The 25330-nt window shown below is 54.9% G+C and carries 20 protein-coding genes; 4 read left to right on the top strand and 16 right to left on the bottom strand.

Going from position 1 to position 25330, the window contains the following annotated elements:
• Positions 1–110: 110 nt before the first annotated feature.
• Both O9H85_RS02830 and O9H85_RS02825 read right to left on the bottom strand, forming a co-directional pair.
• Positions 111–1226, bottom strand: coding sequence for an aminopeptidase (locus tag O9H85_RS02830; protein WP_269879743.1), 1116 nt, complete (start codon positions 1224–1226; stop codon positions 111–113).
• Positions 1227–1266: 40 nt separating this feature from the next.
• A complete protein-coding gene (locus O9H85_RS02825; RefSeq protein ID WP_269879742.1) occupies positions 1267–1863 on the bottom strand; it encodes a TVP38/TMEM64 family protein in 597 nt (198 codons plus the stop codon).
• A 357-nt stretch (positions 1864–2220) separates the two neighbouring features.
• On the opposite strand from O9H85_RS02825, the gene rpsD reads away from it, so the two are divergent.
• Positions 2221–2820 (top strand): 30S ribosomal protein S4, encoded by a 600-nt coding sequence (rpsD, locus tag O9H85_RS02820; RefSeq protein WP_269879741.1) that lies wholly within the window; start codon positions 2221–2223, stop codon positions 2818–2820.
• Positions 2821–2928: 108 nt separating this feature from the next.
• Here the strand turns inward: rpsD and tyrS are convergent, their stop codons facing one another.
• Positions 2929–4188: a tyrosine--tRNA ligase gene (gene tyrS, locus O9H85_RS02815; protein ID WP_269879740.1), complete on the bottom strand. Its 1260-nt coding sequence runs from the start codon at positions 4186–4188 to the stop codon at positions 2929–2931.
• A gap of 690 nt (positions 4189–4878) precedes the next feature.
• Between tyrS and O9H85_RS02810 the strand changes: the two genes are divergently transcribed.
• Positions 4879–8040: a transglycosylase domain-containing protein gene (locus O9H85_RS02810; RefSeq protein WP_269879739.1), complete on the top strand. Its 3162-nt coding sequence runs from the start codon at positions 4879–4881 to the stop codon at positions 8038–8040.
• Positions 8041–8121: 81 nt separating this feature from the next.
• On the opposite strand, the gene acsA is transcribed toward O9H85_RS02810, so the two are convergent.
• Complete coding sequence (gene acsA, locus O9H85_RS02805; protein WP_269879738.1) at positions 8122–9849, bottom strand: acetate--CoA ligase; 1728 nt, start codon at positions 9847–9849, stop codon at positions 8122–8124.
• Between the two features lie 165 nt (positions 9850–10014).
• Between acsA and O9H85_RS02800 the strand changes: the two genes are divergently transcribed.
• Positions 10015–10647 carry a GNAT family N-acetyltransferase gene (locus O9H85_RS02800; RefSeq protein ID WP_269879737.1) on the top strand — a complete coding sequence of 211 codons (633 nt, stop codon included), beginning with the start codon at positions 10015–10017 and terminating at the stop codon, positions 10645–10647.
• Between the two features lie 15 nt (positions 10648–10662).
• A complete protein-coding gene (locus O9H85_RS02795) occupies positions 10663–11841 on the top strand; it encodes an acetoin utilization protein AcuC (RefSeq protein ID WP_269879736.1) in 1179 nt (392 codons plus the stop codon).
• 185 nt (positions 11842–12026) lie between these two features.
• Here the strand turns inward: O9H85_RS02795 and O9H85_RS02790 are convergent, their stop codons facing one another.
• From O9H85_RS02790 to aroA, 12 genes are all read right to left on the bottom strand, one after another.
• Positions 12027–13412 (bottom strand): glycine--tRNA ligase, encoded by a 1386-nt coding sequence (locus tag O9H85_RS02790; protein ID WP_269879735.1) that lies wholly within the window; start codon positions 13410–13412, stop codon positions 12027–12029.
• 32 nt (positions 13413–13444) lie between these two features.
• The gene (locus tag O9H85_RS02785) at positions 13445–14149 is read right to left on the bottom strand and encodes a 5'-methylthioadenosine/adenosylhomocysteine nucleosidase (RefSeq protein WP_269879829.1); all 705 of its coding nucleotides are present in this window, start codon (positions 14147–14149) and stop codon (positions 13445–13447) included.
• A gap of 97 nt (positions 14150–14246) precedes the next feature.
• Positions 14247–15266 (bottom strand): catabolite control protein A, encoded by a 1020-nt coding sequence (gene ccpA, locus O9H85_RS02780; protein WP_269879734.1) that lies wholly within the window; start codon positions 15264–15266, stop codon positions 14247–14249.
• A 153-nt stretch (positions 15267–15419) separates the two neighbouring features.
• Entirely contained in the window at positions 15420–15836 is a 417-nt protein-coding gene (locus tag O9H85_RS02775) for a hypothetical protein (protein WP_269879733.1), read from the bottom strand.
• A 329-nt stretch (positions 15837–16165) separates the two neighbouring features.
• Positions 16166–16705 carry a type 1 glutamine amidotransferase domain-containing protein gene (locus O9H85_RS02770; protein ID WP_269879732.1) on the bottom strand — a complete coding sequence of 180 codons (540 nt, stop codon included), beginning with the start codon at positions 16703–16705 and terminating at the stop codon, positions 16166–16168.
• 21 nt (positions 16706–16726) lie between these two features.
• Positions 16727–18508, bottom strand: coding sequence for a phosphoenolpyruvate--protein phosphotransferase (gene ptsP / locus O9H85_RS02765; protein WP_269879731.1), 1782 nt, complete (start codon positions 18506–18508; stop codon positions 16727–16729).
• Complete coding sequence (locus O9H85_RS02760; protein WP_269879730.1) at positions 18501–20390, bottom strand: glucose PTS transporter subunit IIA; 1890 nt, start codon at positions 20388–20390, stop codon at positions 18501–18503. The genes ptsP and O9H85_RS02760 overlap by 8 nt, the downstream gene beginning before the upstream one ends.
• Before the next feature lie 306 nt (positions 20391–20696).
• Positions 20697–21539 (bottom strand): hypothetical protein, encoded by an 843-nt coding sequence (locus O9H85_RS02755; RefSeq protein WP_269879729.1) that lies wholly within the window; start codon positions 21537–21539, stop codon positions 20697–20699.
• A 159-nt stretch (positions 21540–21698) separates the two neighbouring features.
• Positions 21699–22349, bottom strand: a complete 651-nt coding sequence (gene thiE / locus O9H85_RS02750) for a thiamine phosphate synthase (RefSeq protein WP_269879728.1) — start codon at positions 22347–22349, stop codon at positions 21699–21701.
• 2 nt (positions 22350–22351) lie between these two features.
• Positions 22352–22780: a CoA-binding protein gene (locus O9H85_RS02745; protein ID WP_269879727.1), complete on the bottom strand. Its 429-nt coding sequence runs from the start codon at positions 22778–22780 to the stop codon at positions 22352–22354.
• A 32-nt stretch (positions 22781–22812) separates the two neighbouring features.
• Positions 22813–23664 carry a C39 family peptidase gene (locus O9H85_RS02740; protein ID WP_269879828.1) on the bottom strand — a complete coding sequence of 284 codons (852 nt, stop codon included), beginning with the start codon at positions 23662–23664 and terminating at the stop codon, positions 22813–22815.
• Positions 23665–23707: 43 nt separating this feature from the next.
• Entirely contained in the window at positions 23708–25018 is a 1311-nt protein-coding gene (gene aroA, locus O9H85_RS02735; protein WP_269879726.1) for a 3-phosphoshikimate 1-carboxyvinyltransferase, read from the bottom strand.
• Positions 25019–25330 lie beyond the last annotated feature (312 nt).

Below are 25330 nucleotides of genomic sequence, written 5' to 3'. Positions count from 1 at the left end.
TCCATGCGTCTATAAACAAATATTTGAAAACATAAATCGCTTTCTAACGCTATGATACCTTGGAAAAGAATAACACGCAACCACTATTCATCAAAATGATCCGCTTTTCCTTACTTCAAATACTCCGGATTGAGTCCCGCCAGCTCCGGCACTACGAAACGCCCGTCCTTCCGGATCAGACGGTCGTCGAAGTAAATCTCGCCGCCGCCGAAATCCGGCCGCTGGATGAGCACGAGATCCCAATGAACGGAGGACCGGTTCCCGTTGTCGGCCTGCTCGTAAGCCTGACCCGGCGTAAAATGAAGGCTTCCGTCGATCTTCTCGTCGAACAGCGTATCCTTCATCGGATACAGGATATGCGGGTTGAAGCCGATGCTGAATTCGCCGATATAACGCGCGCCCTCGTCGGTATCCAAAATTTCGTTGATGCGGTCCGTATCGTTCGCCGTCGCCTCCACGATTTTGCCGTTCTCGAACCGGAAGACGATATTGTCGAACGTCACGCCGGAATTCACGGACGGCGTATTATAGGAAATCGTGCCGTTCACGGAATTCCGAACCGGTGCCGTGTACACTTCCCCGTCGGGAATGTTGCGCCGGCCGCAGCATTTTACGGAGCCGATGCCTTTGATGGAGAAGGAAATATCCGTTCCCGGGGAAACGATGCGCACGCGGTCCGTCCGGTTCATAAGCTCCTGCAGAGGATCCATGGCCGCGGACATCTTGGCGTAATCCAGATTGCAGACATTGAAGTAGAAATCCTCGAACCGGTCCGTGCTCATGCCGGCCAGCTGGGCCATCGAAGCGTTAGGGTAGCGAAGCACGACCCAGCGCGTGCGTTTGACACGCTGCTCGAGGTGCACCTGCTTGCTGTAAATTTGCTTGTACAGCTTCATTTTCTCTTCCGGCACGTCGGACATTTCATTCACATTCTCGCCAGCGCGGATCGCCACATAGCAGTCCATGTCCTTCATCCGCTGAAGATCCATCGACGTCCAGTGCTCTGCCTGCTCGCGGGTCATTCCGCGCAGCATCTCCGCACGTACGGCATTATCGATCAGCTCCACATAGGGAAACCCGCCGCGAGCATGCACTTCCTCCACCAAGCATTTTACGATTTCGCGCTCCGAGCCGATCATCTCGATCAGCACCTTCTCGCCCGGCTTAACGTCCAGAGAGTAGCCCACAAGATTGCGGGCCAAGGTTTGTAAACGGGGATCACGCATAATACCATTCTCCTTTTACTTTCATTGATCCGATTCGGGGTTACGTTTTGTTGCCGCCTTTAAACCATTTGTTCTTATAATGATTGCCCAGGGCGACCATGAGAACGAAGATGGCCAGGAGGAGCAGCAGCCGTCCCTTATGATGCCGGATAAACAGAAGATCGTGTCCGATCATCGATTCCAGCAAAATCATGGGCATCTTGCCCAGCATGCTCCCGATAATAAAGTCCCTTGCTCTCACCTTCATGACGGCAGCCGCCAAATTAATGGCGAACGAAGGGAATATCGGAATGATTCGGCTGAGCATGATGTACAGCAGGCCATGCCGCTCCAGCTTGTCGTTCAATTTGCCGATATAGCCGTACTGGGCAAGCTTCTTTATCGCCCAGGCTTGTCCGTACCGCCGGACCAGCAAAAATGAGAGTATGGCCCCCAGACAGGAGAAGACATAGTTCACGGCGTATCCGAGCCAAAAGCCAAACAGCAGCACGTTCGCTCCCGCCACCAGCACGAACGGGACGAACGGGAAAATCGTCTGCAGCACAACGAGCAGCATGCCTGCGGCATAGCCGTACCAACCGAATGAGCTCAGGACATCGGATAAGTGATGGACGTTCCAGTGGCTCAACTTGGCCATTCCTCCCTCCACATTATCCCATTGTATCACAAATGATATCCTTTTCACGAATGGGAAGCCCGCTGCGGGCAGGACAATGAAGAGGATGAAAAATGCTCCCGCCGGACGGACATAAACGCTTGACACGGCTATCTTCATCTTATAAAATAAGAAGTCGAGAATAAACATCGGTATGAGCCCTCAAGGTTCCCGCTGTTTATGGTGGAAGTCTTGTGTCACCCTCACTGATTTTGTTGCTGACAGGACCGCGGCTGGTTCTTTCTGTCAGGTGCGTTTAACGCTTCAAGCAAAGTCGGGCATGAGCTTCACCCGAATGCTGTACCCATCTATTTTACATGACAAAGGAGCTCACCATACATGTCACGCTACACAGGTCCTAAATTTAAATTGAGCCGCCGTCTAGGTATTTCCCTGAGCGGTACCGGCAAAGAACTGAAGCGCCCTTTCCCTCCTGGACAACACGGTCCGGGCCAACGCAAGAAGCTGAGCGGCTACGGCGTTCAATTGCAAGAGAAACAAAAGCTTCGCCACATGTACGGCTTGAACGAGAAGCAATTCCGCAACCTGTTCGACAAAGCCAACAAGCTGCAAGGGATCGCGGGCGAGAACTTCATGTTCCTGCTTGAGAGCCGTCTGGACAACCTCGTTTACCGTCTGGGTCTGTCCAACTCCCGTGCAGGCGCGCGCCAATTGGTCGCTCACGGCCACGTAACCGTGAACGGCAAGAAAGTCGATATCGCGTCCTACCTCGTATCTCCTGGCGACGTGATCGGCCTTCGCGAAAGAAGCCGCAACCTGTCGGCCGTGAAAGAAGCTTTGGCTAACCGCAACTACCTGCCGGCTTACGTTGAATTCAACGATGCGGCTATCGAAGGTAAATACATTCGTCTGCCTGAGCGTTCCGAGCTGGCACAAGAAATTGACGAGAAGCAAATCGTCGAGTTCTACAGCCGCTAATCGAATCGGCAGCGCAGAAGCCGTCCTCTTCCCTTACAGGGAAAAGGGCGGCTTTTTTTGCTGCGCACTAGGAAAAAAGGCTGCCGATCGGCAGCCTTTCTTCGCCCCTTACACAAATTTCACAAGATAGTAGTTCCGCTTGCCGCGGCGAACGACAATGTACTTGCCTTCCACCCGGTCGGCTGCCCCAAGGATCCGCTCCAGCTCGGTCGACTTGTGCCCGTTGATCGATACGGCGCCGCTCTCGATGTCCTGTCTCGCTTGACGCTTGGAAGGCGCGGCCTTCACGGCCAGCAGGAGATCGATCAGTCCGATGTCTTCGCTGCCGCTGAGCTCCGTGGACGGCACGTCCTTGAACGCTTCCTCGATCTCGGCGCCGGACAGCGCCTGAACGTTGCCGCTGAACAGCACCTCGGAGATCCGGATTGCGCTGGCCGCCGCTTCCGCGCCGTGCACCAGCTCTGTCACCTCGAGCGCGAGAACGCGCTGGGCTTCCCGCTTCTCCGGCTGCTGCTTTACCTGCTCCTCCAGCTCGGCAATCCGTTCCGGAGACAGGAAGGTGAAGTATTTCAGGAATTTCACGATGTCGTTGTCATCCGTATTGATCCAGAATTGATAGAATTGGTATGGCGACGTCTTGGCCGCATCCAGCCATATCGTACCGCCTTCGGTTTTCCCGAATTTGGTGCCGTCGCTTTTCGTGACGAGCGGCATGGTCAGGCCGAACGCGTCGCGGCCCGTCGTCTTGCCGATCAGCTCGAGACCCGCGGTAATGTTGCCCCACTGATCGCTTCCGCCGATCTGCAGCGCGCAGTTGTTGTCTTTGTTCAACTTGTAGAAATCGTACGCCTGCAGAATCATGTAGCTGAACTCGGTGAACGAAATCCCTCTGCCGAGCCGCGAATCGACGGAATCTTTGGCCAGCATGTAGTTGACCGAGAAGTTCTTGCCGATGTCGCGCAGAAATGCAATGACGTCCAGCGGTCCGAGCCAATCGAAGTTGTTGACCATTTGCGCCGGATTCGATTTGGCGTCAAAGTCCAGGAAGCGCGACAGCTGCTTTCTCAGCTTTTCCGTCCACTCCTGAACCACTTCCTGCGTATTCAGCGTACGCTCGTTCGCTTTGCCGCTCGGATCCCCGATCAGGCCCGTTCCGCCGCCTACAAGCGCAATCGGCAGATGACCGGCTTGTTGGAACCTTTTCAGGCATAGAATGGGCAGCAGGCTGCCGATATGAAGGCTGTCCGCCGTAGGGTCAAAGCCGACATAGAGTGCCGTAGGCTCCTTGCTCAGCTTTTTCTCCAGACCTTCCCGGTCGGTCACTTGATGGATCAATCCGCGAAACTCCAAATCCTCTAAAATGTTCATGTGCGTATACTCCCCTTCTTGTTCCTAAGCTAAAATTCAGGATAAACGGCTACGCCGTCCTTGTTTTACAAGGACCAGCGCGTTTATCAAGGTTGATGCGAAGCTATAAGTTGCGAAAAACTTATAAATTCTTATCAACCCAGGATAAACGGCTACGCCGTCCTTATCTTACAAGGACGAGCGCGTTTACCAAGGTTGATGCGAAGCTATAAATTGCGAAAAACTTATAAATTCTTATCAACTAAAAAAGCCTTCTCCTCCCGGTAAAGGGACGAAAAGGCTTGAATTCGCGGTACCACCCTAATTAAAGCGTGCCCGCGGCAAGGAAGCCGGCAAGCACTATCGCTTTCACTCAAAGGATAACGGGCAGCTCTGCCCGGACAGAAGACTACTCAGCCAGCCTCGCGGCGGCCGTTCCCCTTCCCTGCTCAGGACTGTAATTCGGGCTTGGAGCGCACCGGTTCGCACCGTCCACCGGTTCTCTGATTCGCTGGGATCCTTTGCCTTACTGGAGGTCCGTCATTGCATTTGGTCCATGTTCAATTTCTTTATTTATATCACAAAGTTCCGACAAGTGTCAAACCATGGCCTTTCCGCGAACGGGTGTTTCCGAGTTATCAGTGTCTCCTCCGCCGGCATTATGCTATAATGTTGAAGGAATCTTTTCCAAACGGGAGGCACTCGGGTTCAATGGAGATGGAGAAACAACAGCAGGATTCGAAAAAGAAAAAAGAAAAACAACATAAAGGAATGCTTCGGACATTCGGAATATATACGCTGCGGACTTTCAAATGGCTGTTCATCGCCGGGATCATCGGCGGATTTCTCGCAGCAGGTGCCGCGTTCGGCTACGTAACGGCCCTCGTCAAGGACGACCCGGTACGCACGAAGGAAGCGATGACGGCCCAGGTGCAGGAGAACGTTTTAACCGGCTTCGTCTACTTCGGTGACGATTCCGTGATGGGACAGCTTCGATCCGAAGAAGACCGGCGGCTGGCGGAGCTGGCGGAAATTCCCAAGGTCGTTCAGGACGCCGTACTGGCCATCGAGGACAACAATTTCTATCAGCATCACGGCATCGATCTGAAAAGTACGCTGCGCGCGATTGTACAGAAGTTTCTGCGGCAAGACGTTCAAACCGGCGGCAGCACGATTACCCAGCAGCTCGCGCGCCGGGTGTTCCTTACATTAGACAAGGCCGACAGCCGGAAGGCGAAGGAAATTTTTCTCGCGCTGCGGATGGAACGGCTGATGTCCAAGGATGAGATTCTGCTCGCTTATTTGAACAAAATCCCGTACGGCAACGGCTCCGCCGGTTATAACTTGTACGGCATCAAGGCCGCGGCCAAGGGCATCTTCAATATCGACGATTTGTCGAAGCTCAGCACCGCGCAGGCCGCTTATTTGGCCGGGCTGCCCCAATTGCCGAGCAATTATTCCGCTTTTAACAGCAAAGGGGAGTTCGACAGCTCCGCCTTCAAGCGTGCCGTCCAGCGCGAGCAGCTTGTCCTGCGGCGCATGCTGGAGGAGGGCAAGATCAGCGACCAGCAATACCAGGAGGCGCTCGCCTTCGATTTGAAGGGATCTTTGGCCGAGAAGCAGAAGAAAGCGTATTCTACATACCCGTATCTGATGATTGAGGTGGAGAAGGAAGCGGTTAAAACGCTGGTGAAGGTAGAGCAGCCGAAGCTGGATCCTCAGAAAAGCCCGGAAGCCTATAACGAAGCGCTGAAAAATATGCAGGCGCAGCTGAACCGGGGCGGCTATCATGTCTATACGACCATCGATAAAGATATTTACGAAGGGATGCACGCCATCGCCGAGAACAAGGACAATTTCTCCCCCACCGATCCGGTAAAAGGAGACGAGCAGATCGGCGCCGTCATGATGGACAGCAAGACCGGAGCGATCCTCGGTATGATCGAAGGCCGCGACTTCTTCAAGGAGCAGCTTAACCATGCGACCCAAGCCTTCCGGCAGCCCGGATCGACGATGAAGCCGATTGCCGCTTACATCCCGGCCATCGAGAAAGGCGCCATCGGACCGGCTTCGGTCATCGACGACGCTCCGGTTATTTTAAAGGACGGCACCAAATACGGATACCATATTCCCGAGAACTGGGACGATGGCTACCATGGCCTCATCACGGCGCGGCGGGCGCTGAACCAATCCTACAACATTCCGGCCATCAAGCTGTTTCTCGACGTGGTCGGCATCAATACCGCATGGGACTATGCCCAGAAAATGGGGATCCATTCGATCACGAAGGACGATTATTTCTCGCAAACCGGCGTCATCGGGGGACTGAAGTACGGAACCTCGGTTAAGGAATTGACGAACGCCTATGCGACGATCGACAATAAAGGCGTATTCAACGAAGCGTTCATCATCCGCAAAATTACGGATTCGAGCGGCAAGACGATCTATGAGCATGAGCAGAAGCCCAGCACCGTGTTCTCGGCGCAAACCGCCTACCTCATGAGCGATATGATGCGTACCGTCATCACCGCAGGAACGGCTACGGATTTAATGAGCAAATTCAAGCATTACGGCAAGGTGCCGATCGTCGGCAAAACCGGTTCTACCCAGGACGACGCGGACGCCTGGTTTATGGGCTATACGCCCGATATTACCCTTGGCGTTTGGGCGGGATACGAGCTGCCAGTCAACAAGCTCAGCAAGAAAACCGGGGGTACGAACCGCGCCAAGAACATTTGGGCCATGGCTATGGACATGGCCATCGACAAGAAGCCGGCGTTATTCCCGACCAAGGAATTCAAGCGGCCGGACGATATCGTGGAGATGACGGTATCCAGCCTCTCCGGCAAGCTCCCGAGCGAAGCCGTTACCCAAGCAGGGAAGCTCGTAACCGATTTATTCAACAAGAAGTTCGTGCCGACGGAAGAAGATAACGTCATGGTTCGTCTGCCGATTGTTTCTTACAATGGAATCAATTATATCGCTCAGCCGGAGACGCCTTCCGACTTTGTGGAAGAGAAGACCGTAATCAAGCGGGAGAAGCCTCTGGGGCCGCTGTTCCGCGAGCTCGCTTCCATTCTGGATAAGGTGCCGGACGATCGCAAGCGCCCGCTGGATTTCTACCGGCCTCAGGACTACGAAGAGGATGCGCCGTCGGAGACCGATCCCCGGAAGGACGACGGCAAACCGCCTGTCGAGCCGACGACAGTCGTAGCCACCCATTCCGGTGACGCCAGCGTAATCACGTTCCAGGCAAGCCCGAGCACCGATGTGGTAGGCTATCGTTTATACAAATCCGTAAACCGCGGCAGCTTTAAACGAGTTGGAGGCAAAGTCGTCATGGCCGGGAACGAGACGAAATTTACGGATAATACCCCGGGGGGAGCCATCTACGGTTATTACGTCACCGCGGTAGATGTGGCAGGCAAAGAATCTGCACCCAGCAAGGCGGCCTATACGGACGGCACGATCATGGACCTTCTGTTCCTGACCCCGAGTGACGACGGCTCTGCGCCGATCAAAACCGGCATGGGGGGAAGCGCAGCGGGCGGCACAGGGTCCGGCAGCGGCACGGACAGAGCAGGCGGACCGCCCGCGAAGGAAGCGCCGGCTTCCCCGGCCGGCCTGTCCATCACCCCCAGCGGAGGGGGCATTGATCTGAAGTGGAAGGCGAATGCGGATAAGGATATAATTAAACATTACACGATCTACTACAGCGATAAAGAAAACGGCACCTATTCCAAGCTGGGGACGGTAGCCGGAGCGACGGCGTTTAAGTATTATGCGGTATCCTTCGACGGCTACTATCGCATCACCGCAACGAACGATATCGGTGAATCGAAGCCTTCCGCTTCCGTCCGGTACAAGAAATAAACAAGCTCCGGCTTTCCTTCCAGACGTACGAAAAAAGCCTGATCCCGCGAGAACACCGGGATCAGGCTTTTTGTTATGACATTAATCTTCGATCGTAGATAAGTCGCCAGTCGGCAAATTCAGCTCCCACGCCTTCAGGACGCGGCGCATGATTTTACCGCTACGGGTTTTGGGAAGCTTATCCTTGAACTCGATCTCGCGCGGGGCCGCATGGGCGGACAATCCTTCCTTGACGAACTTGGAGATGTCGGCCTTCAGCTCCTCCGACGGTTCGAAGCCTTCACGCAGCGCGATGAACGCTTTGATGATCTCGCCGCGCATCGGATCCGGCTTCCCGATCACGCCCGCTTCAGCAACGGCAGGATGCTCCACCAGCTTGCTCTCGACTTCAAACGGTCCTACACGTTCGCCTGCCGTATTGATGACGTCGTCGATCCGGCCTTGGAACCAGAAGTAGCCGTCTTCATCCATGTAAGCCGAATCCCCCGAAATATACCAACCGGAAATACGGAAATATTCATCATATTTAGCCGGGTTGTTCCAAATCTTGCGCATCATGGACGGCCACGGCGTCTTGATGGCCAAATTGCCCATCCGATACGGCGGAAGAACGTTCCCGGCATCATCGATAATGGCCGCTTCTACGCCAGGCAGCGGCTTGCCCATCGAGCCCGGACGAATCGCCATGCACGGATAGTTGCAAATCAGCTGTCCGCCGGTTTCCGTCATCCACCACGTATCGTGAATACGCTGACCGTATACCTTGAGCCCCCAGCGTACCACCTCCGGATTCAGAGGCTCTCCTACACTCAGCACGTGGCGCAGCGAGGACAGATCGAACTGCTTCACCGTATCGTCTCCGGCCCCCATCAGCATGCGGAAGGCTGTCGGCGCGCTATACCATACCGTTACCTGGTAGCGCTCGATCGTACGGTACCAGTCCTGCGGACTGAAACGGCCGCCGCGAATGACGTTGGTCGCCCCGTTAAGCCATGGAGCGAAAATGCCGTACGAGGTTCCTGTAACCCAACCCGGGTCGGCCGTGCACCAGTACACATCGTCAGGCTGCAGATCGAGCACGACCCGGCCCGTGTAATAATGCTGCAGCATGGCGTTATGAACATGAAATACGCCCTTTGGCTTGCCGGTAGATCCGGACGTATAGTGAATGAGCAGGCCGTCCTCGCGGTCCACCCACTCGAGCTCGAGTTCGTCAGAAGCGGCTTCCATTTCTTTATAGAAATCCACCTGCCCGTCGGACAACGGAGGCAGATCGTGTCCTACGAGAATCACATGCTTCAAATTCGGCAATTCGCTCACCGGAACGCGGGGCAGCTGCGAAGGCGTCGTAATAATGGCCACCGCTTCGCTGTCCAGAAGACGGTCCTTCACCGCCGTTTCCATGAACGCCTCGAAGAGCGGTCCGACGACGGCGCCGATCTTGAGCGTGCCGAGCAGCGAAAAGTACAATTCCGGCGTCCGCGGCATGAAGATGAATACGCGGTCGCCTTTTGCGATTCCAAGCTTGCGCAGCACGTTCCCGAACCGGTTCGATTGCTGCTTCATTTCGTAATACGTATATTTCTCGTCCCGTTTATCGTCGCTGTAATACAGCGCGATTTTGTCCCGGAGAGCCGAATCCGCGTGACGGTCGATCGCCTCGTGAGCCATGTTGACCTTGCCGGTTTGCGACCAGCTGAAGGTCTTCTCAATGGCTTCCCAGGAAAAATCCGCCCGCTCCTGCTCGTAATTTTTCATATTCGATGTCTTAGCTGCGGGTGCAATGCTTTCTACGTTGATGTGGTCCATGTCATTACCCTCCCAATCCCATCTCTTTTTACGTTACAGATGAAACGCTTACATCACTGCTTTGAATGCTATAATCACGTTTTTCATTATATCACACGGCTTTCTCTTGGGCTATTTTTTTGTTATGCTAAGGAAGAAAATCTCTGGAAGGGGCGGCACACACCCATGCAGCACATTAAAAAGTATCATGCTTTAGGCATCCCCTGCCCGGGCGGAAACATTGTCGTTGAAGGTCCGGTTCCCCCAGAGACGCTGCGAACGTATACCATGCACCCGGACCTCGATGCTTTCCGCCGTCCGAAGGAGCAATTTGAAGCGCTGGTTGAAATCGCCGGGCTGCCAGAGGGACGCATTATTGCCGCGCGCCTGAAGGACCAGCTGGTCGGCTACGTCACCTTTCATTACCCGGACGAGCTGGAACGTTGGTCTGAGGGCGGGATGGACGATCTCATAGAACTGGGAGCAATCGAGGTGGCGGACGAATTCCGCGGACTCGGTCTCGGCAAACAATTGATCAAGCTTGCCTTCGAAGGCGGTCAGCTTGAGAATGTCATTACGTTTACAACCGAATATTATTGGCACTGGGACCTGGAGAAAAGCGGATTAACCGTCTGGCAGTACCGCGACATGATGGAGAAGCTGATGAAAAGCGTCGACATGGTTTGGTTTGCCACCGACGACCCGGAGATCTGCTCACATCCCGCCAACTGCTTGATGGTTCGCATCGGCAAGAATGTCCCCCTTTCTTCCGTGGAGCAATTCGACCGTGTCCGGTTCCGGCAGCGGTTCATGTATTGATGGGAGCGAATAGCTATGAATGCCAAGGCAACGTTTATTTATAACGAGAAGCAAACCGCGTACCGCTTCAACGACACCCATCCTTTCAATCAGCAGCGGCTGGTGCTGACGGCCGACCTTCTCAGGGCCGCCGGCGCGCTGCCGGAGGAGGCTATCAGCGACCCGGTATCCGCTGATGAAGCCAAACTGCTTGCCGTTCACAGCGCCGAGTACGTCGCCGCCGTGAAAGCGCTTAGCGAGGCCTCTCCTGCGGAGGATTGGCTTCGGCGGGCGGAGCAGTACGGGCTCGATACCGAGGACACGCCGTGCTTCCCGGGTATGCATGAAGCGACCGCAGCGATCGTCGGAGGCTCGCTGCTTGCCGTGGATGAGGTCATGACCGGCAAAGCCTTGCACGCCCTTCATTTGGGCGGAGGACTACATCATGCGATGCCGAGCAAGGGTGCGGGCTTTTGCGTTTACAATGATGCGGCCGTCGCAATCGAGCATGCCAAGCGAACGTACGGTGTACGCATCCTCTATATCGACACGGATGTCCATCATGGGGACGGCGTTCAGTGGAGCTTCTACACGGATCCCGACGTCTGTACGTTCTCGATTCACGAGACGGGAAAATATTTGTTCCCGGGCACGGGCGGCGTTGCGGAGCGCGGAGCGGGCGAAGGCTTCGGAACGACGGTCAACGTGCCGCTTGAGCCTTATACGGAGGACGAGTCGTGGCTCGAGTGCTTTAAGGATGTGCTGAGCCGTACAGCGGCTCAGTTCAAGCCCGATCTTATCGTTTCCCAGCACGGCTGCGATGCCCATGCGTTCGATCCGCTGGCGCATATTCACTGCAGCATGGAAATCTACCGCGAGATGCCGCGGTTCATTCACCGACTGGCCCATCAATATTGCAAGGGACGCTGGGTTGCCTTGGGCGGCGGCGGCTATGACATATGGCGTGTCGTCCCCCGCGCATGGGGCCTGCTTTGGCTGGAAATGAGCGACCATCCGATCATCCGCGAGCTGGAGCTGCAGCCGGGCTTGCGGCTGCCCGAGGCTTGGCTTGCCCGATGGCAGCCGCGAAGCCCCGGACCGCTCCCGGAAACTTGGCTTGACCCGGTGGACGCCTGGGAGCCGATGCCCCGCCGCCGCGAGATTACCGAGAAAAACCGGCATACCAAAGAGCTGGCGACGCTTTATCTTCCCTAAACCAGGCAAGCGGACTTCAATGTTCCGTAGAGTCCAGGTTAAACGGCTACGCCGTCCTTGTCTTACAAGGACCAGTGCGTTTATCAAGGTTGATGCGAAGCGATAAGCTACGAAAACTTATAAATTCTTATTAACTCAAAAAACCCGCATCCTTGAGCAGGATGCGGGTTTGTCTTTTTACCTGATTAGAACTCCAATTTGGCCTCGATAAACGCCTTCAGCTCGCTGATCGGCATCCGTGTCTGCTCCATCGTATCGCGGTCGCGAACGGTCACTTGCCCGTCCTGCTCCGACTCGAAATCGTAGGTGATGCAGAACGGCGTACCGATCTCGTCATGGCGGCGGTAACGCTTGCCGATAGAACCTGTCTCGTCATAGTCGACGAGGAAGTGCTTCGACAGCTCCTCGAATACTTTGCCAGCGCCCTCGGAGAGCTTCTTGGACAACGGGAAGATCGCCGCTTTGAAAGGCGCCAGCGCCGGATGCAAATGAAGCACCGTACGGCTGTCATCGCCTTCGAGCTGCTGCTCCTCGTACGAGTCGATCAGAATCGCCAGCGTCACGCGGTCGGCGCCGAGAGACGGCTCGATACAGTATGGCACATAGCGCTCGTTCGTTTCCGGATCGATATAATTAAAGTCCTCGCCGGAATGCTGCATATGCTGCTTCAGGTCATAATCCGTACGGTCCGCAATGCCCCACAGCTCGCCCCAGCCGAACGGGAATTTGTACTCGATATCCGTTGTCGCATTGCTGTAATGCGACAGCTCGTCTTCGGAATGATCCCGCAAACGGATGCTTTCTACCTTCACGCCTACCGACAGCAGCCAGTCACGGCAGAAGCCGCGCCAGAATTCGAACCATTTCAGATCCTCGCCTGGCTTGCAGAAAAATTCAAGCTCCATTTGCTCGAACTCGCGGGTACGGAACGTGAAGTTGCCCGGCGTAATTTCGTTGCGGAAGCTCTTGCCGATCTGGCCGATGCCGAACGGCAGCTTTTTGCGCATCGTACGCTGCACGTTTTTGAAGTTCACGAAGATCCCCTGCGCCGTTTCCGGACGCATGTATACTACGTTTGCGCTCGATTCCGTTACGCCCTGGAACGTCTTGAACATCAGGTTGAACTGACGGATGTCCGTATAATCGAAAGCTCCGCAGTCCGGGCACACGATATGATGCTCGCGGATCAGATCCATCATTTGATCGAACGTCATGCCGTCCACTACGACCTCGATGCCCTTCTCGGCCAGCGCATTCTCAATGATTTTATCCGCACGGTGGCGGGATTTACACTGCTTGCAATCGATCATCGGATCGTTGAAGTTGCCGACATGGCCGGAAGCGACCCACGCCTGCGGGTTCATCAGAATCGCGGCGTCCAGACCTACGTTAAAGGGCGACTGCTGGATAAATTTCTTCCACCAGGCGCGCTTGATGTTATTTTTAAGCTCGACGCCGAGCGGACCGTAATCCCAAGTATTCGCCAAACCCCCGTAAATTTCGGACCCTGGAAAAATAAAGCCCCGGTGCTTCGCCAAAGCGACGATTTGTTCCATCGTTACAGATGCCATTTGTACTGTTCTCTCCTTCTTTTATGCAGGTGCTAAGAAATCCGCTGCAGCATTTGTTCCACGATACGGTATGAGTTCTCCGAAGCCTGAACCGTAAATTCGGCGAAATTCACATGCGCCGATCCATCCGCCTTATCCGACATCGACCGGATGATAACGAACGGAATGCCGTTCATGGAGCATACCTGCGCTACGGCGGCGCCTTCCATCTCCGTACACGCCCCGTTCAGCTCGCGGCGGAGCTGGCCGACCGTCTCACGGCTGGCGATGAATTGATCGCCCGAAAGCACTCGTCCCTGCTTCACCTTGCCGCCGAAGATGTCTCCGCTGACGCTGACCGCCAGCTCCCGCAAACGATCGTCCGCAGCGAAGCAGGACACCTCCTCGTAAGGGATCGTTCCCCGCGGGAAGCCAAGCGCCGTAACGTCCATATCGTGCTGCAGGCAATCCGTCGATACGACGATATCGCCAACCTCCAGCTCCGGATCGACGGCTCCGGCCACCCCGGTGAAAATAACGGCATCCACGCCGAAGGTATCCGCCAGGATTTGCGTCGTTACGGCGGCATTCACCTTGCCTACGCCCGACTTGCAGAGCACGATGGCTTGTCCGCGGAATATCCCTTTGTAGAAACGGACGCCTGCTTTCACCTGCTCCTCCACCTGCTCCATATGCCCGTGAAACAATTCGATTTCTTCTTTCATGGCACCTATTACGCCGATGACTCCATATGCCAAATCGTTCGTTCCTCCCTGATCCTGAAACTTAAATGCATGAGGCCGGTTTTCGTTCATCGAAACCGCTGCCGCCCCCTACAAAAGAAAGAGGCTCATATTAACGATGAGCCACCGAATTTCTATGAATGACTTCATGCGGCAGTATGACCTGCTGCAGCTCCGAAGCATCCTTCGTTTCCTTGTTCATCAGCTTCGTCAAGAGACGCATCGCTACGGCTCCGATATCATACATCGGCTGCGCTACCGTGGTCAGCTGCGGCCGAACCATGGAAGCCATCCGGATGTTGTCCACGCTGATGACCGAAATATCTTCCGGCACCTTAAGACCCTCATCCTGCAAAGTATGAATCGCGCCGATCGCCATTTCGTCCGTAGCGGCAAAAATAGCGGTTGGACGCTCGTCCAGCTCAAGGAAATACTTCGTCAGCTCAAGACCCGACTCATACCTGTAATTGCCTATGCGGACATAGTCTTCGCGAAGCGGAATGCCTGCCGCCTCCAGCGCCTTCTTATAGCCCTGGTAGCGGGCGAAGCCGTTGGCCGGATCCTGCAGCGTCCCAGAGATCATCGCGATGCTCCGATGCCCGTTCTCGATCAGCACGTTCACGGCGTCGAACGCCGCCTTCTCGTGATTGATGTCCACCGAAGGAATCGCGTGGTGCTCATCGGTCGTGGCGCACAGTACGACGGGAACCGAAGAGGTTTTGAAGGCCTGCAAATGATCTTCCGTAATGACGCCGCCCATGAAGAGCAATCCGTCGACTTGCTTCTCCAGTAGCGTATTGACGACGCGAATTTCCTTTTCCTTCTTCTTGTCGGCATTGCAAAGAATAATATTGTAGTGATACATGTTGGCAATATCCTCGATGCCGCGGGCCACTTCAGAGAAGATCGAGTTCGAGATATCCGGAATCACCACGCCGACGGTGGTTGTTTTCTTGCTGGCGAGCCCCCTCGCAACGGCATTCGGGCGATAGCCGAGGCGTTCGATGGCTTCGAATACTTTCTTCCGCGTCTGCGGCTTCACGTTCGGATTGTTGTTGACAACGCGTGATACGGTTGCCATGGAAACGCCTGCTTCTCTGGCTACATCATAAATTGTCACAGTCACGTTCATTCTCTCCAATGTTTAAAATGGTATGAAGCAGTTGCGTTCAAGATATTTAGACTAATCATACGACAAAATGCCTCAATTCGCAACGAATTTGCCCCTATATAGGAAATATAGTATCAAATCATGCCAAAAAAGCCAACTGCGGGGCAGCGGCTTTCAGGTTCCCGGTACGACGGACGAATGCTTGGCGATCTGCGACAAGCGGCTCCGGATATCCTCCATCCAATCTTCGTCGCGTAGCGATTGGGCGAGCAGCAGTAAATCCAACAGTTCGTTGATGCGGTCTTGAATGATGGTTTCGACCGGGTCGGAAGCCCGGTTCTTCTCTGTCGCTTTCACCATCAAATGGGCAATCTCACTGACCTCTTCGAATTGGAGCAGCTGCTTTCCGGGCTTGCTGCCCAACATGCCGATGAGAGCCGTAAGCTCCGGCTTAACGTCGGAGAATACTTCGCTGCGGCTGCAGGCGCTGCAAGAAAAAACAGGTACATTCTCAATCTCCACTTTGTTCTGATAAATCACGGTACGTAGGCGGATGCTCATCTCGCTGCCGCATTTGCAATGCTTCTGCAACAAAAACCACTCCTTTTGGCGACAACCGAACCTTGCTATAGTAGACATATTCTACCCCGGTTCAAAAACTCCTGCCGCTTGTACCCTAGCAATATTTAGCACGCGTCCTGCGCCCGAAGCGAACGGCTGCGGAAGGCTGCCATCCGACGCTCACCCGCGGCTCCGCCATCGAAAGATCATAAGCACGTCCGGGAAGGCAGGATGGCAGAAGCGCATCCGGCACCCGTACCGGGATCGTCTCCCGTTCGGGAGAATAAAAAATAACCGCCGCCCGGACCGGACGGCAGCCATCGGATCTATCGCTCTTGGCACAAGATCCTAACGCATGTTTAACGGGATTTCGCCGAATAGTCGGCAAGCACTCGAACGAATTCTTTGGTGAACGCTGGGAGGTCCGGCGGTCTCCGGCCGGATACGATATTCCGGTCGACAACGACTTCCTCGTCCACCCAAGTCGCGCCGGCATTCTCCAGATCGTCCTTGATTCCCGGCGTCGAGGTCATCGTATAGCCTTGGCATATTTTGGCCGAAGCCAGTACCCAGCCCGCATGACAAATATGGGCGATCGGCTTCTGCGCCTCATGAAATTCGCGCGTAAGACGAAGCACGGAGGCATATCTTCTCAGCTTGTCCGGAGCCCAGCCTCCAGGCACATACAAACCGATGTAATCCTCCGATTTCACCTCATCCAGAGCGTGATCCGCCGTGAGCGGAACCCCGTATTTGCCGTGATACACGCGGCCCGCCTGAGGAGCGGCCAAGTGCACCTCGGCCCCCGCCTCCCGCAGGCGAAGCACCGGATACCACATCTCCAAATCCTCGAACTCCTCATCGACGAATGCCAATACTTTATAACCCGTAAGTTCCATTTCCCTGTTCCTCCTTTTGTTTCATAAACAGCAGCCCCTGCTGGCCGGACTCGCCGGCTGGGAAGGCTCCGTCACTTCCGCCAAATCGGTATGAACATATGGATTCAGAGCGTCCATCATTTCCTTGCTCGTCGTACAGCGGACCAGATCGCCCAGAATCTTCGGTCCGTCGCTGTGACGCGTTTGAAGCAAGCTGTTCTTCACCCGCAGAATCGACTGCACCGACATGCTCAGCTCGCTCACATCCAGCGCAATCCACAGCGGCAGCGCCCGGATGTCGCCCGCCATCTCTCCGCAAACGCTGACGTGGGTGCCATGGCGTCTCGCGCTGTCGACCGTAATCCTCAGCATCTGCAGAATCGCCGGATGGAACGGGTCATACAAATGCGCCACCGTTTCGTTCATCCGATCGACCGCGAGCACATATTGCACGAGATCGTTCGTGCCGATACTGAAGAAATCGACTTCTCTGGCTAGCGAATCGGAGATCATGACCGCAGCGGGAAGCTCGATCATAATCCCGACTTCGATCTCCTCGCGAAACGGGATCCCCTCCGTTCGCAGCTCCGACTTGGCTTCTTCGAGCATCTCGTTCGCTTTGCGCAGCTCGTCGAGCGAAGCGATCATCGGATACATGATCCGAACGTTGCCGTAATGGCTCGCTCTCAAGATAGCCCTGAGCTGGGTTTTGAACAAATCCTTCCGGTCCAGCATGACCCGGATCGCGCGGTACCCCAGCGAAGGGTTATCCTCCTCGGGAAGCTCCAAATAATCCAGCGGCTTGTCCCCGCCGATATCCAGCGTACGGATGACCGCCCGTTTCCCCTGCAGCTGCTCCGCCACCTCCCGGTAAACGGCGAACTGCTCTTCCTCCTCCGGAAACGTGCTTCGGTCCATATAGAGGAATTCCGTGCGGAACAAACCTACTCCGGAAGCATTGTTCTTAAATACCAGATCCAGCTCCTTCACGGAGCTGATATTCGCCGCCAGCTGAACGGTTCGGCCGTCCGCGGTTTGCGAAGGCAAGTGAGCCAGCAGCTGCAGCCGTTCCCGCATGGCGTACCATTTTTCCTTGATCCCCTTGTAATGCTCGATCATCTTGTCGGAAGGGTCAACATACAGCACGCCCTCGTCGCCGTCGATAATCAGGTAATCGCCGTTCTGAATCGGCGTCTGCAGCTTGCCCTCGAGCCCCAGCACATAAGGAACGCCCATCGCCCGCGCCATAATGGCCACGTGGGACGTTTTGCCGCCGAGCATCGTAACCAGTCCAAGAGCTTGATTGGCGTCCAGATGGACCATTTGAGACGGCGATAGCTCCTTCGCTACGAGGACATAAGGCTCGTCCTTCGGAGGAAGCGTCTCTTCCAGCGCCCCGAGCAGGTGCTTCAGCAGACGGTTGCCTACGTCCTTGATGTCCAGCGCCCGTTCCTTCATATAAGAATCGTCGAGCAGATCGAACATATTGACGAACTTGTCGATCGCTTCCTTGACCGCCACCTCGGCAGCCTTATACTGCCGCTGCATGATGCCTTGGACTTCGTTCATGAAAACCGGATCCTCGAGAATAGCCAGATGCGCGTCGAAAATTTGCGTCTGCTCTTCCCCCAGCACGCTGACGAAATCCTGCTTGATCTGCTCGATCTCGCTCTTGGAATGACGGATTCCGTCATATAAACGCTCGAATTCATAGGCTAGATCCGTAACATCGATCAGCTTCTCGGGAAAGTCCCATTCCCAGGTTGGAATGACGAAAGCTTTGCCCATCGCTATGCCCGATGAAGCTCCGATTCCCTCAACCAAGTGCGTTCCCTCCCCCTGTGACGGCATTTTTCAGTACAACCGACATAACGGATGCCTGGCCTTTTTTAACGGCTTTGAATGGAGCGAAGCTCCAGGATTTGACCAAATCCTTGTTCGTGATCAGCATCGGCGTCGCGAGGGATTTGCAGTTTTTCTTGACCTTCTGCAAATTGAACTTCACGAGCAGCTGCCCCGTTTCGACGGTATCCCCCTCTTTTACGAACGCGGTAAAATATTTCCCTTGCAGCTGGGCCGTATCGATCCCGATATGCAGCAGCACCTGTAGTCCCTGCTTGGTCTCGATTCCGATCGCATGCAGCGTCGGATAAATATGAATCACCTTTCCGCCTACCGGCGCAACAAGCTCCCCTTTATCCGGAAGGAACGCAACGCCTTCGCCGACTAGCTTCCCGGCAAATATTTTGTCCGGAACCTCCTCGAGCGGGATCATTCGGCCCTGCACCGGCGAGCTGAAGAGCACCTGCTGAATATCCTTCCGCAGCGTCTTGATGATTTCCTCGCGAATCAGCTCGGAATAGGTTCCGAAGACGACTTGCACGTTGCCTCCCCCGAGACGAATGACGCCCGCGGCCCCCAGATGCTTAAGCGCCGTAATATCCATCTGCCGGTCGTTATTGAGCGTGAGACGCAGCCGGGTGATGCAGGCTTCGATGTTCTTGATGTTCTCCTTGCCCCCGAGCGCCTCAAGAATGAGCGGGGACCGGTAAGGGATATCGCCCGCCCACTCTTCCAGCGGCGACCCTTCCTCCCGGCCGGGCGTAGGAATGCGGAAGCGGCGGATCGCCCAGCGGAACAGCACATAGTACAGTACGCCGTACACCAGTCCGATCGGAATAAGTAGAAGCCCGTTCTTCGACAGGTGCAGGTTAATGATGAAATCGATGGCCCCGGCGGAATAAGAAAAGCCATGATGAATGTCCAGTGCATAGGCAAGCCACATGGACAAGCCGGAAAGAATGGCATGAACAAAAAACAGCGTTGGCGCCACGAACAAAAACGCGAATTCGATCGGCTCGGTTACGCCCGTCAAGAAGCAAGCGAATGCGGCCGTCAGGAACGTAGCCCGAATCTTGGGCTTCAGGTCTTCGCGCGCCTCTTGAATAATCGCCAGCGCAATCGCCGGCAGCGCAAACATCATGATCGGATACAAGCCCGCCATATAGATCCCCGCGGTCGGATCGCCAGCGAAATAACGCGGCAGATCGCCGAATACCGGTTGTCCGTTGGCATCATAGGCACCGAGCTGAAACCAGAAGAAATTATTGAAGACATGGTGCAGCCCGGAAGGAACCAAGAGCCGGTGAATCACGCCGTACAAAAACGTGCCGAAGCCGCCGAGCCCCAGAATGAGGTTCGTTAGCGCTTGCATTCCCGATACGAGCCAAGGTCCGATCCATGTCATCAGCAGAATAAGCAGCGAAACCGATATTCCCATGAGCAGCGGCACCATCCGCGGTCCGCCGAAAAACTGGATCGACTCGGGTAGCTGGACATGCTTAACTCTATGATATAATATGGCCGCGAGGAGTCCGATCAGAATGCCTCCGGGAACCCCAAGCTGAAATGATTGTCCGAGCAGATGCTTAAGTGCGGTATAGAACATATAATGTCCGATGAGTGCCGACATGCCCGCGATCCCGGCGTTCTCCGTAAGTCCAAGCGCTACGCCGACGGCAAAGATCATCGGTAAATATGTAAAAATCGTTGTGCCCGATAACAACAGCACGTCCCCTACCTGCGGGACCCCTATCGCTCCCCAGGGCAAATCCCCGAGCCGAAGCAATATGGCCGCCACCGGCAGCGTGATGGTCGGCAGCATTAACGACCTTCCTAACTGCTGCAGATTCCCCATCCAGTTCAAACGTTCGCTCCCTCCTTTCTACTAAGAATCGTAAGGCCTCCCTGCTTTTTTGTCAAACGGCGGAGACGTAATAAAACTTCTTAGCCGAAATCTGTTTGAAGAGATACTTTCGTGTTCCTGAGGCAGCTTTTCTTGAAAATACCCCGGTTTGAGCTTAACCAGGATAACCGGCTACGCCGTCCTTGTCTTACAAGGACCAGCGCGTTTACCAAGGTTGATGCGAGGCTATAAGTTGCGAAAAACTTATAACTAAATAAAGAGCGGGCCGGAAACCGGTCCGCTCCTTGGATTCAGCGTTGGTCCAAATTAGAATTGAGCCCTGTTGCTCATCCCGTAGCTGCTTGCGCCCATACCGAATTGGCTTTGCGAAGGCTGCTGGGAATCGGCGCGAAGAGCAATATCATGGCCTTGCTGGTTGCCGCGGTAGCTGGCCATATGAAAAGACTGCGGGTTCGTGTACTGGCTTTGGCTTTGACTTTGGTTTTGGCTTTGGCCGTACTGCTGCTGAGATGCGCTGATGGATGGTTGCTGGATACTTGTGCCGTACTGCTGCTGCGATGCGCTGATGGATGGTTGCTGGATGCTTGTGCCATACTGCTGCTGAGATGCGCTGATGGAAGGTTGCTGGAAGCTCGTGCCGTATTGCTGAGTGCCGAAAGAAGATGCGCCGATGCCGTATTGGCTTTGAGAAGGCTGAACCGAATCCGCACGCTGGTAAGTGTCGTGGCCTGGCTGATCCCCACGGTAGTTCGCCGTATGGAAAGATTGCTGGGTTGCATATTGGCCTTGACCGTACTGCTGCTGCGATGCGCCAAAGCTCGAAGCCGTATAGCTCGAAGAGCCGATACCGAAATGGCTTTGTTGTGCAGGCTGCACGGAGTCCGCTCTCAAGTAATTGTCATGGCCTTGCTGGTTGCCGCGATAGTTTGCCGTGTGAAAGGATTGCGGGCTTTGGAAGCTCGAATATTGGTTTTGGTTGGAAGCGAATTGCTGCTGGCCCATACCCGAGCTGTATTGCGGGTTCAAGGATTGGTTGTACTGGGATTGAACGGATCCGATCGGTTGATATTTCGTTTGCATTCCACGGTACTGAGAGCCTTGGAACCCTTGGTTCGCAATGTTGCTTTGGAAGCCTTGTTGGTTGTACATCGTTCTTGTTCCTCCCTGAATGTAAATAGAAAGTCTTCCGGGTAAAGCGGCATGTCGTCCGTTTCGATCCAGAAGCCTTTCTTATTGTCTTCAAGGAGGTTTTATTTTATTTATGACATCGAGTAAGATTATGGAACCGCCTTTAGGGAAAAATCAGCGTTACCCGGCGGCACGGCGAACCGCTTCCCGCAGCTCCGCTGCGGCTTGCTTAGGGTCGGCTTGGGCGGCAATCGCCGATACTACGGCTACGCCGTCCGCTCCGCTGCGAATCACCGGTTCGAGGTTCGTTCGGTCAATCCCGCCGATGCCGACCATCGGCATATCGGGCCGCTCGCTGCGGATGCTTTCAATGAGCGAGGTGCCAATCGGGGCGCCGGCGTCGCCCTTGGTCCGGGTTGCATATATGGCGCCTACCCCCAGGTAATCGGCCCCCTCAGTCATCGCCACGCGGGCTTCCTCAGGAGAGCTTGCGGATATGCCGATGAACATTTGTTCACCGACAAGCTTTCGAACCAGGCGTCCCGGAATGTCGTCCTGGCCGACATGAATGCCGTCGGCGTCCAGCAGCAGGGCGAGGTCGACCCGGTCGTTGACGACGAAGGGCACGCCGTATTCGCGGCACAGCCCGCGGATCGCCCGTCCCTGCTCCAGCACCTGTGGAATCGGAGCCTTCTTTTCCCGCAGCTGGAGCATCGTGATGCCGCCTTCAAGGGCCGCTCGGGCGGTTTCAAGGGCGCTGCGGCCTTGGATTTCCTGCAAATCCATAACAAAATAGACAGCCAGATGCGGCCGTAAGTTATTGCGGAACACGATTATTTCCCTCCGGGCAGCAGGATCGAATCCTCGACTTTGATGCAGCGGTCCATAATGACTTCCAAGCCCCCCGCTTCGGCGATCGAAGCCGCTTCTCCATTGTGGATGCCGAGCTGCAGCCACAGCACCTTCGCTTTAATCTTGACGGCTTCTTCGGCTACGGGGACCGTCTGCTCGCTCCGCCGGAAGACGTTCACGATGTCGACCGGTCCCGGAATGTCGGATAAGGAAGCGTAGCACGTTTCTCCGAGAATCGTGCCCTCTACCATCGGATTGACCGGAATGATCCGGTATCCTTTCTTCTGCATCGCTTCCGCCACCATATAAGATACGCGATCGGGCTTGTCGGACAAGCCTACGACCGCTACCTGATTCGATGCCGATAAAATCTCCTTGATCCGCTCGCGCGATAGATTCTCAAATGCCATGCTAACCGACTCCTTTGTTCACGAATTGGGTTTTAATTATTCGGAGCTAACGACAGGCTGAGCGCTTGGCGCCCCATAGCTTCCCAGGTCGGGATAAACTGATTCTTCGGAATCTTCACCTTGCTTCTGCCCGTATTCGGATCGTTCACGTAGACGTTCTCCTCGTCATAGCCGACAAGCAGCACCGCATGCTCCATAAAGGTCGTCCGGATCGGTCCGACGGATGTATCCCACACGACCCACTCTTCCGGCACCTGAAAATTGATCGTAGTCCATACGACCGAAGGGATGCCCTTCTTCAGCTGCTTCTCCAGCACATCGAAGGGTTTATCCGTAAGGTCCACCGCACTGGGCGCATACCTGTGGAGAAGTTCGAATAATGCGGTGTGGTAAATGCCGAAGCCTTTGGAATTTCCGTAAATATCGCCTACAAATCCGAGGTTCGGATTGCCCCAAGATGCGATGGAGCCGTCGCCGTTCCACCGGATCGGAGTAGTGTCCCGCTTCAACTCCGAAGCAAGCTCCATCTTGGATTTATCCACATTGTAAAATTGCAGCAGCATCGCCAGGCTCGTGACCTCGCAGCCGGAACGAAGCTCCGGATGCTGCCGTATGGCCGGCGCATCCAGGAGCACACGGCTCGGCGCGGCTGGAGCCGTAGCCGCCGGCGGCGTCCCGGTTTTCCCGTCCGCCGTGGTTTCGGGCTTCTTGCCGGCCTTCTCTTCCGCAAAGGCAACCGTGCCTTTCAGGGGTGAGCCATCAAACCATGCCTGTCCTGTTATTCTGGCATAAAGGAGGATGCCGAATACGGCGCTGGCAAATAAGAGCCCTGCGATCAGGAACATGGCCAGCGATACCTGGATCCCTTTCCACAACACGGTCAACGCCAAAACCTACTTTCTGCCCTTGCGATTCTATGCTGTCCGCTTAATGCGCGGTTTCTTCTTCCTTCACCAGCTCGATCTGCGCCCCCAAGGAAAGCAGATGATCGAAGTATTGAGGGTACGATTTGGCAACGTGATGGGCATCGTTAATGACCAGACCTTTCTCGGAACGAAGACCTACGATCGTTAAAGCCATGATGACGCGATGATCATAATGCGCATTGATTTCCACTCCGCCAGCAACGCCTTGCGGACGTCCGTGCACGATGATCTCGCTCTGGCGTTCTTCCACATCGGCGCCCGCTTTGCGCAGCTCGTTCACGAAATCGGTAATCCGGTCGCACTCTTTATAGCGCAGATTTTCAACATTATAGAAGCGGGAGGTTCCTTCCGCGAACACAGCCGCCGCTACCATTGCAAGGACGCCGTCGGTGAAATGATCCCCGTCGAACTCCCCGGCCTTAAGCTGTTGATTGCCCCTGACGTGAACGATATCGTTCTCGTGCGTCAGGTTGACGTTCATGGCGCGCAGGACGTCGACGACGGCCCGTTCGCCTTGCCTGCTTTTCTCGGCCAGACGAAGTACCTTCACATCCGAGTGCGTCACTGCCGCGGCTGCCAGAATGGCTGCCGAACCGGGGTAGTCGCCTTGAACGATATATTGCTGCGGCTCATATTGCTGACGGCCCGGGATTTTATAATGCATGAGATCATCGGATGCTTCAATTTGAATGCCGGCCTGAGCAAGCACCTCAAGGGTTTGTCCGACGATAATTTTGGATTTCAGGTCATGCAATATCGTAATTTCGCTGTCTTCCTCAAGGAGGGGGGTCAAGAACAGCAGGGAGCTCAGAAATTGCGAACTGATGTTGCCCGATACCGTAATCTTCCCGCCGCGCGGCTTTCCGCCCTTGATCGTGATCGGCAGACGGCCGTTGTTGTGCTCTACCTCTACGCCCATTTGCTGCAGGGAATCGATCAGATCGTCATGCGGCCGCTTCCCCAGAGAGTTCGGGTAAGCATTAACGAAAGTCACTTCCGGGCATAGAGCTGCCGTTGACATCAGAAAGCGCAGCACGGCGCCGGCATTGCCTACATTCAACTCCTTGACATCGCGCGGATGCCGTCCGAAGCCCCGGATGGTCATCTTCTCTTCATCTTCTTCAACCACGGCACCTAGATCGCGGATGCATCGGCGCATCGCGTCGCTGTCCTCGCTGTGTGCGGGATAGTAAACCGTACTAGTTCCGTCGGCCAATGCGCCGATCAGCAAATATCGGGTCGTATAGTTTTTCGAGGACAGCGCGTTGATGGTTCCTTCGAGTCGCGGCGTCGGTTTAACGTAAGCTTTCATGTAAGGCGATCTCTCCTCTTGTTTAGTGTCCTACGGGTAGGAAAGCACGGTTTTCTTAGTTGATAAGAATTTATAAGTTTTTCACAACTTATAGCTTCGCATCAACCTTGATAAACGCACTGGTCCTTGTATGACAAGGACGGCGTAGCCGTTTATCTTGGGTTGATAAGAATTTATAAGTTTTTCACAACTTATAGCTTCGCATCAACCTTGATAAACGCACTGGTCCTTGTATGACAAGGACGGCGTAGCCGTTATCTTGGGTTGATAAGAATTTATAAGTTTTCGTAACTTATAGCTTCGCATCAACCT

The sequence above is a fragment of the Paenibacillus gyeongsangnamensis genome (genome assembly GCF_027533625.1).
In the GTDB taxonomy this organism is placed as follows: Bacteria; Bacillota; Bacilli; order Paenibacillales; family NBRC-103111; genus Paenibacillus_G; species Paenibacillus_G gyeongsangnamensis.
The sequence above is the reverse complement of the archived record's forward strand: the minus strand, read 5'-3'. Positions and strand labels throughout refer to the sequence as shown.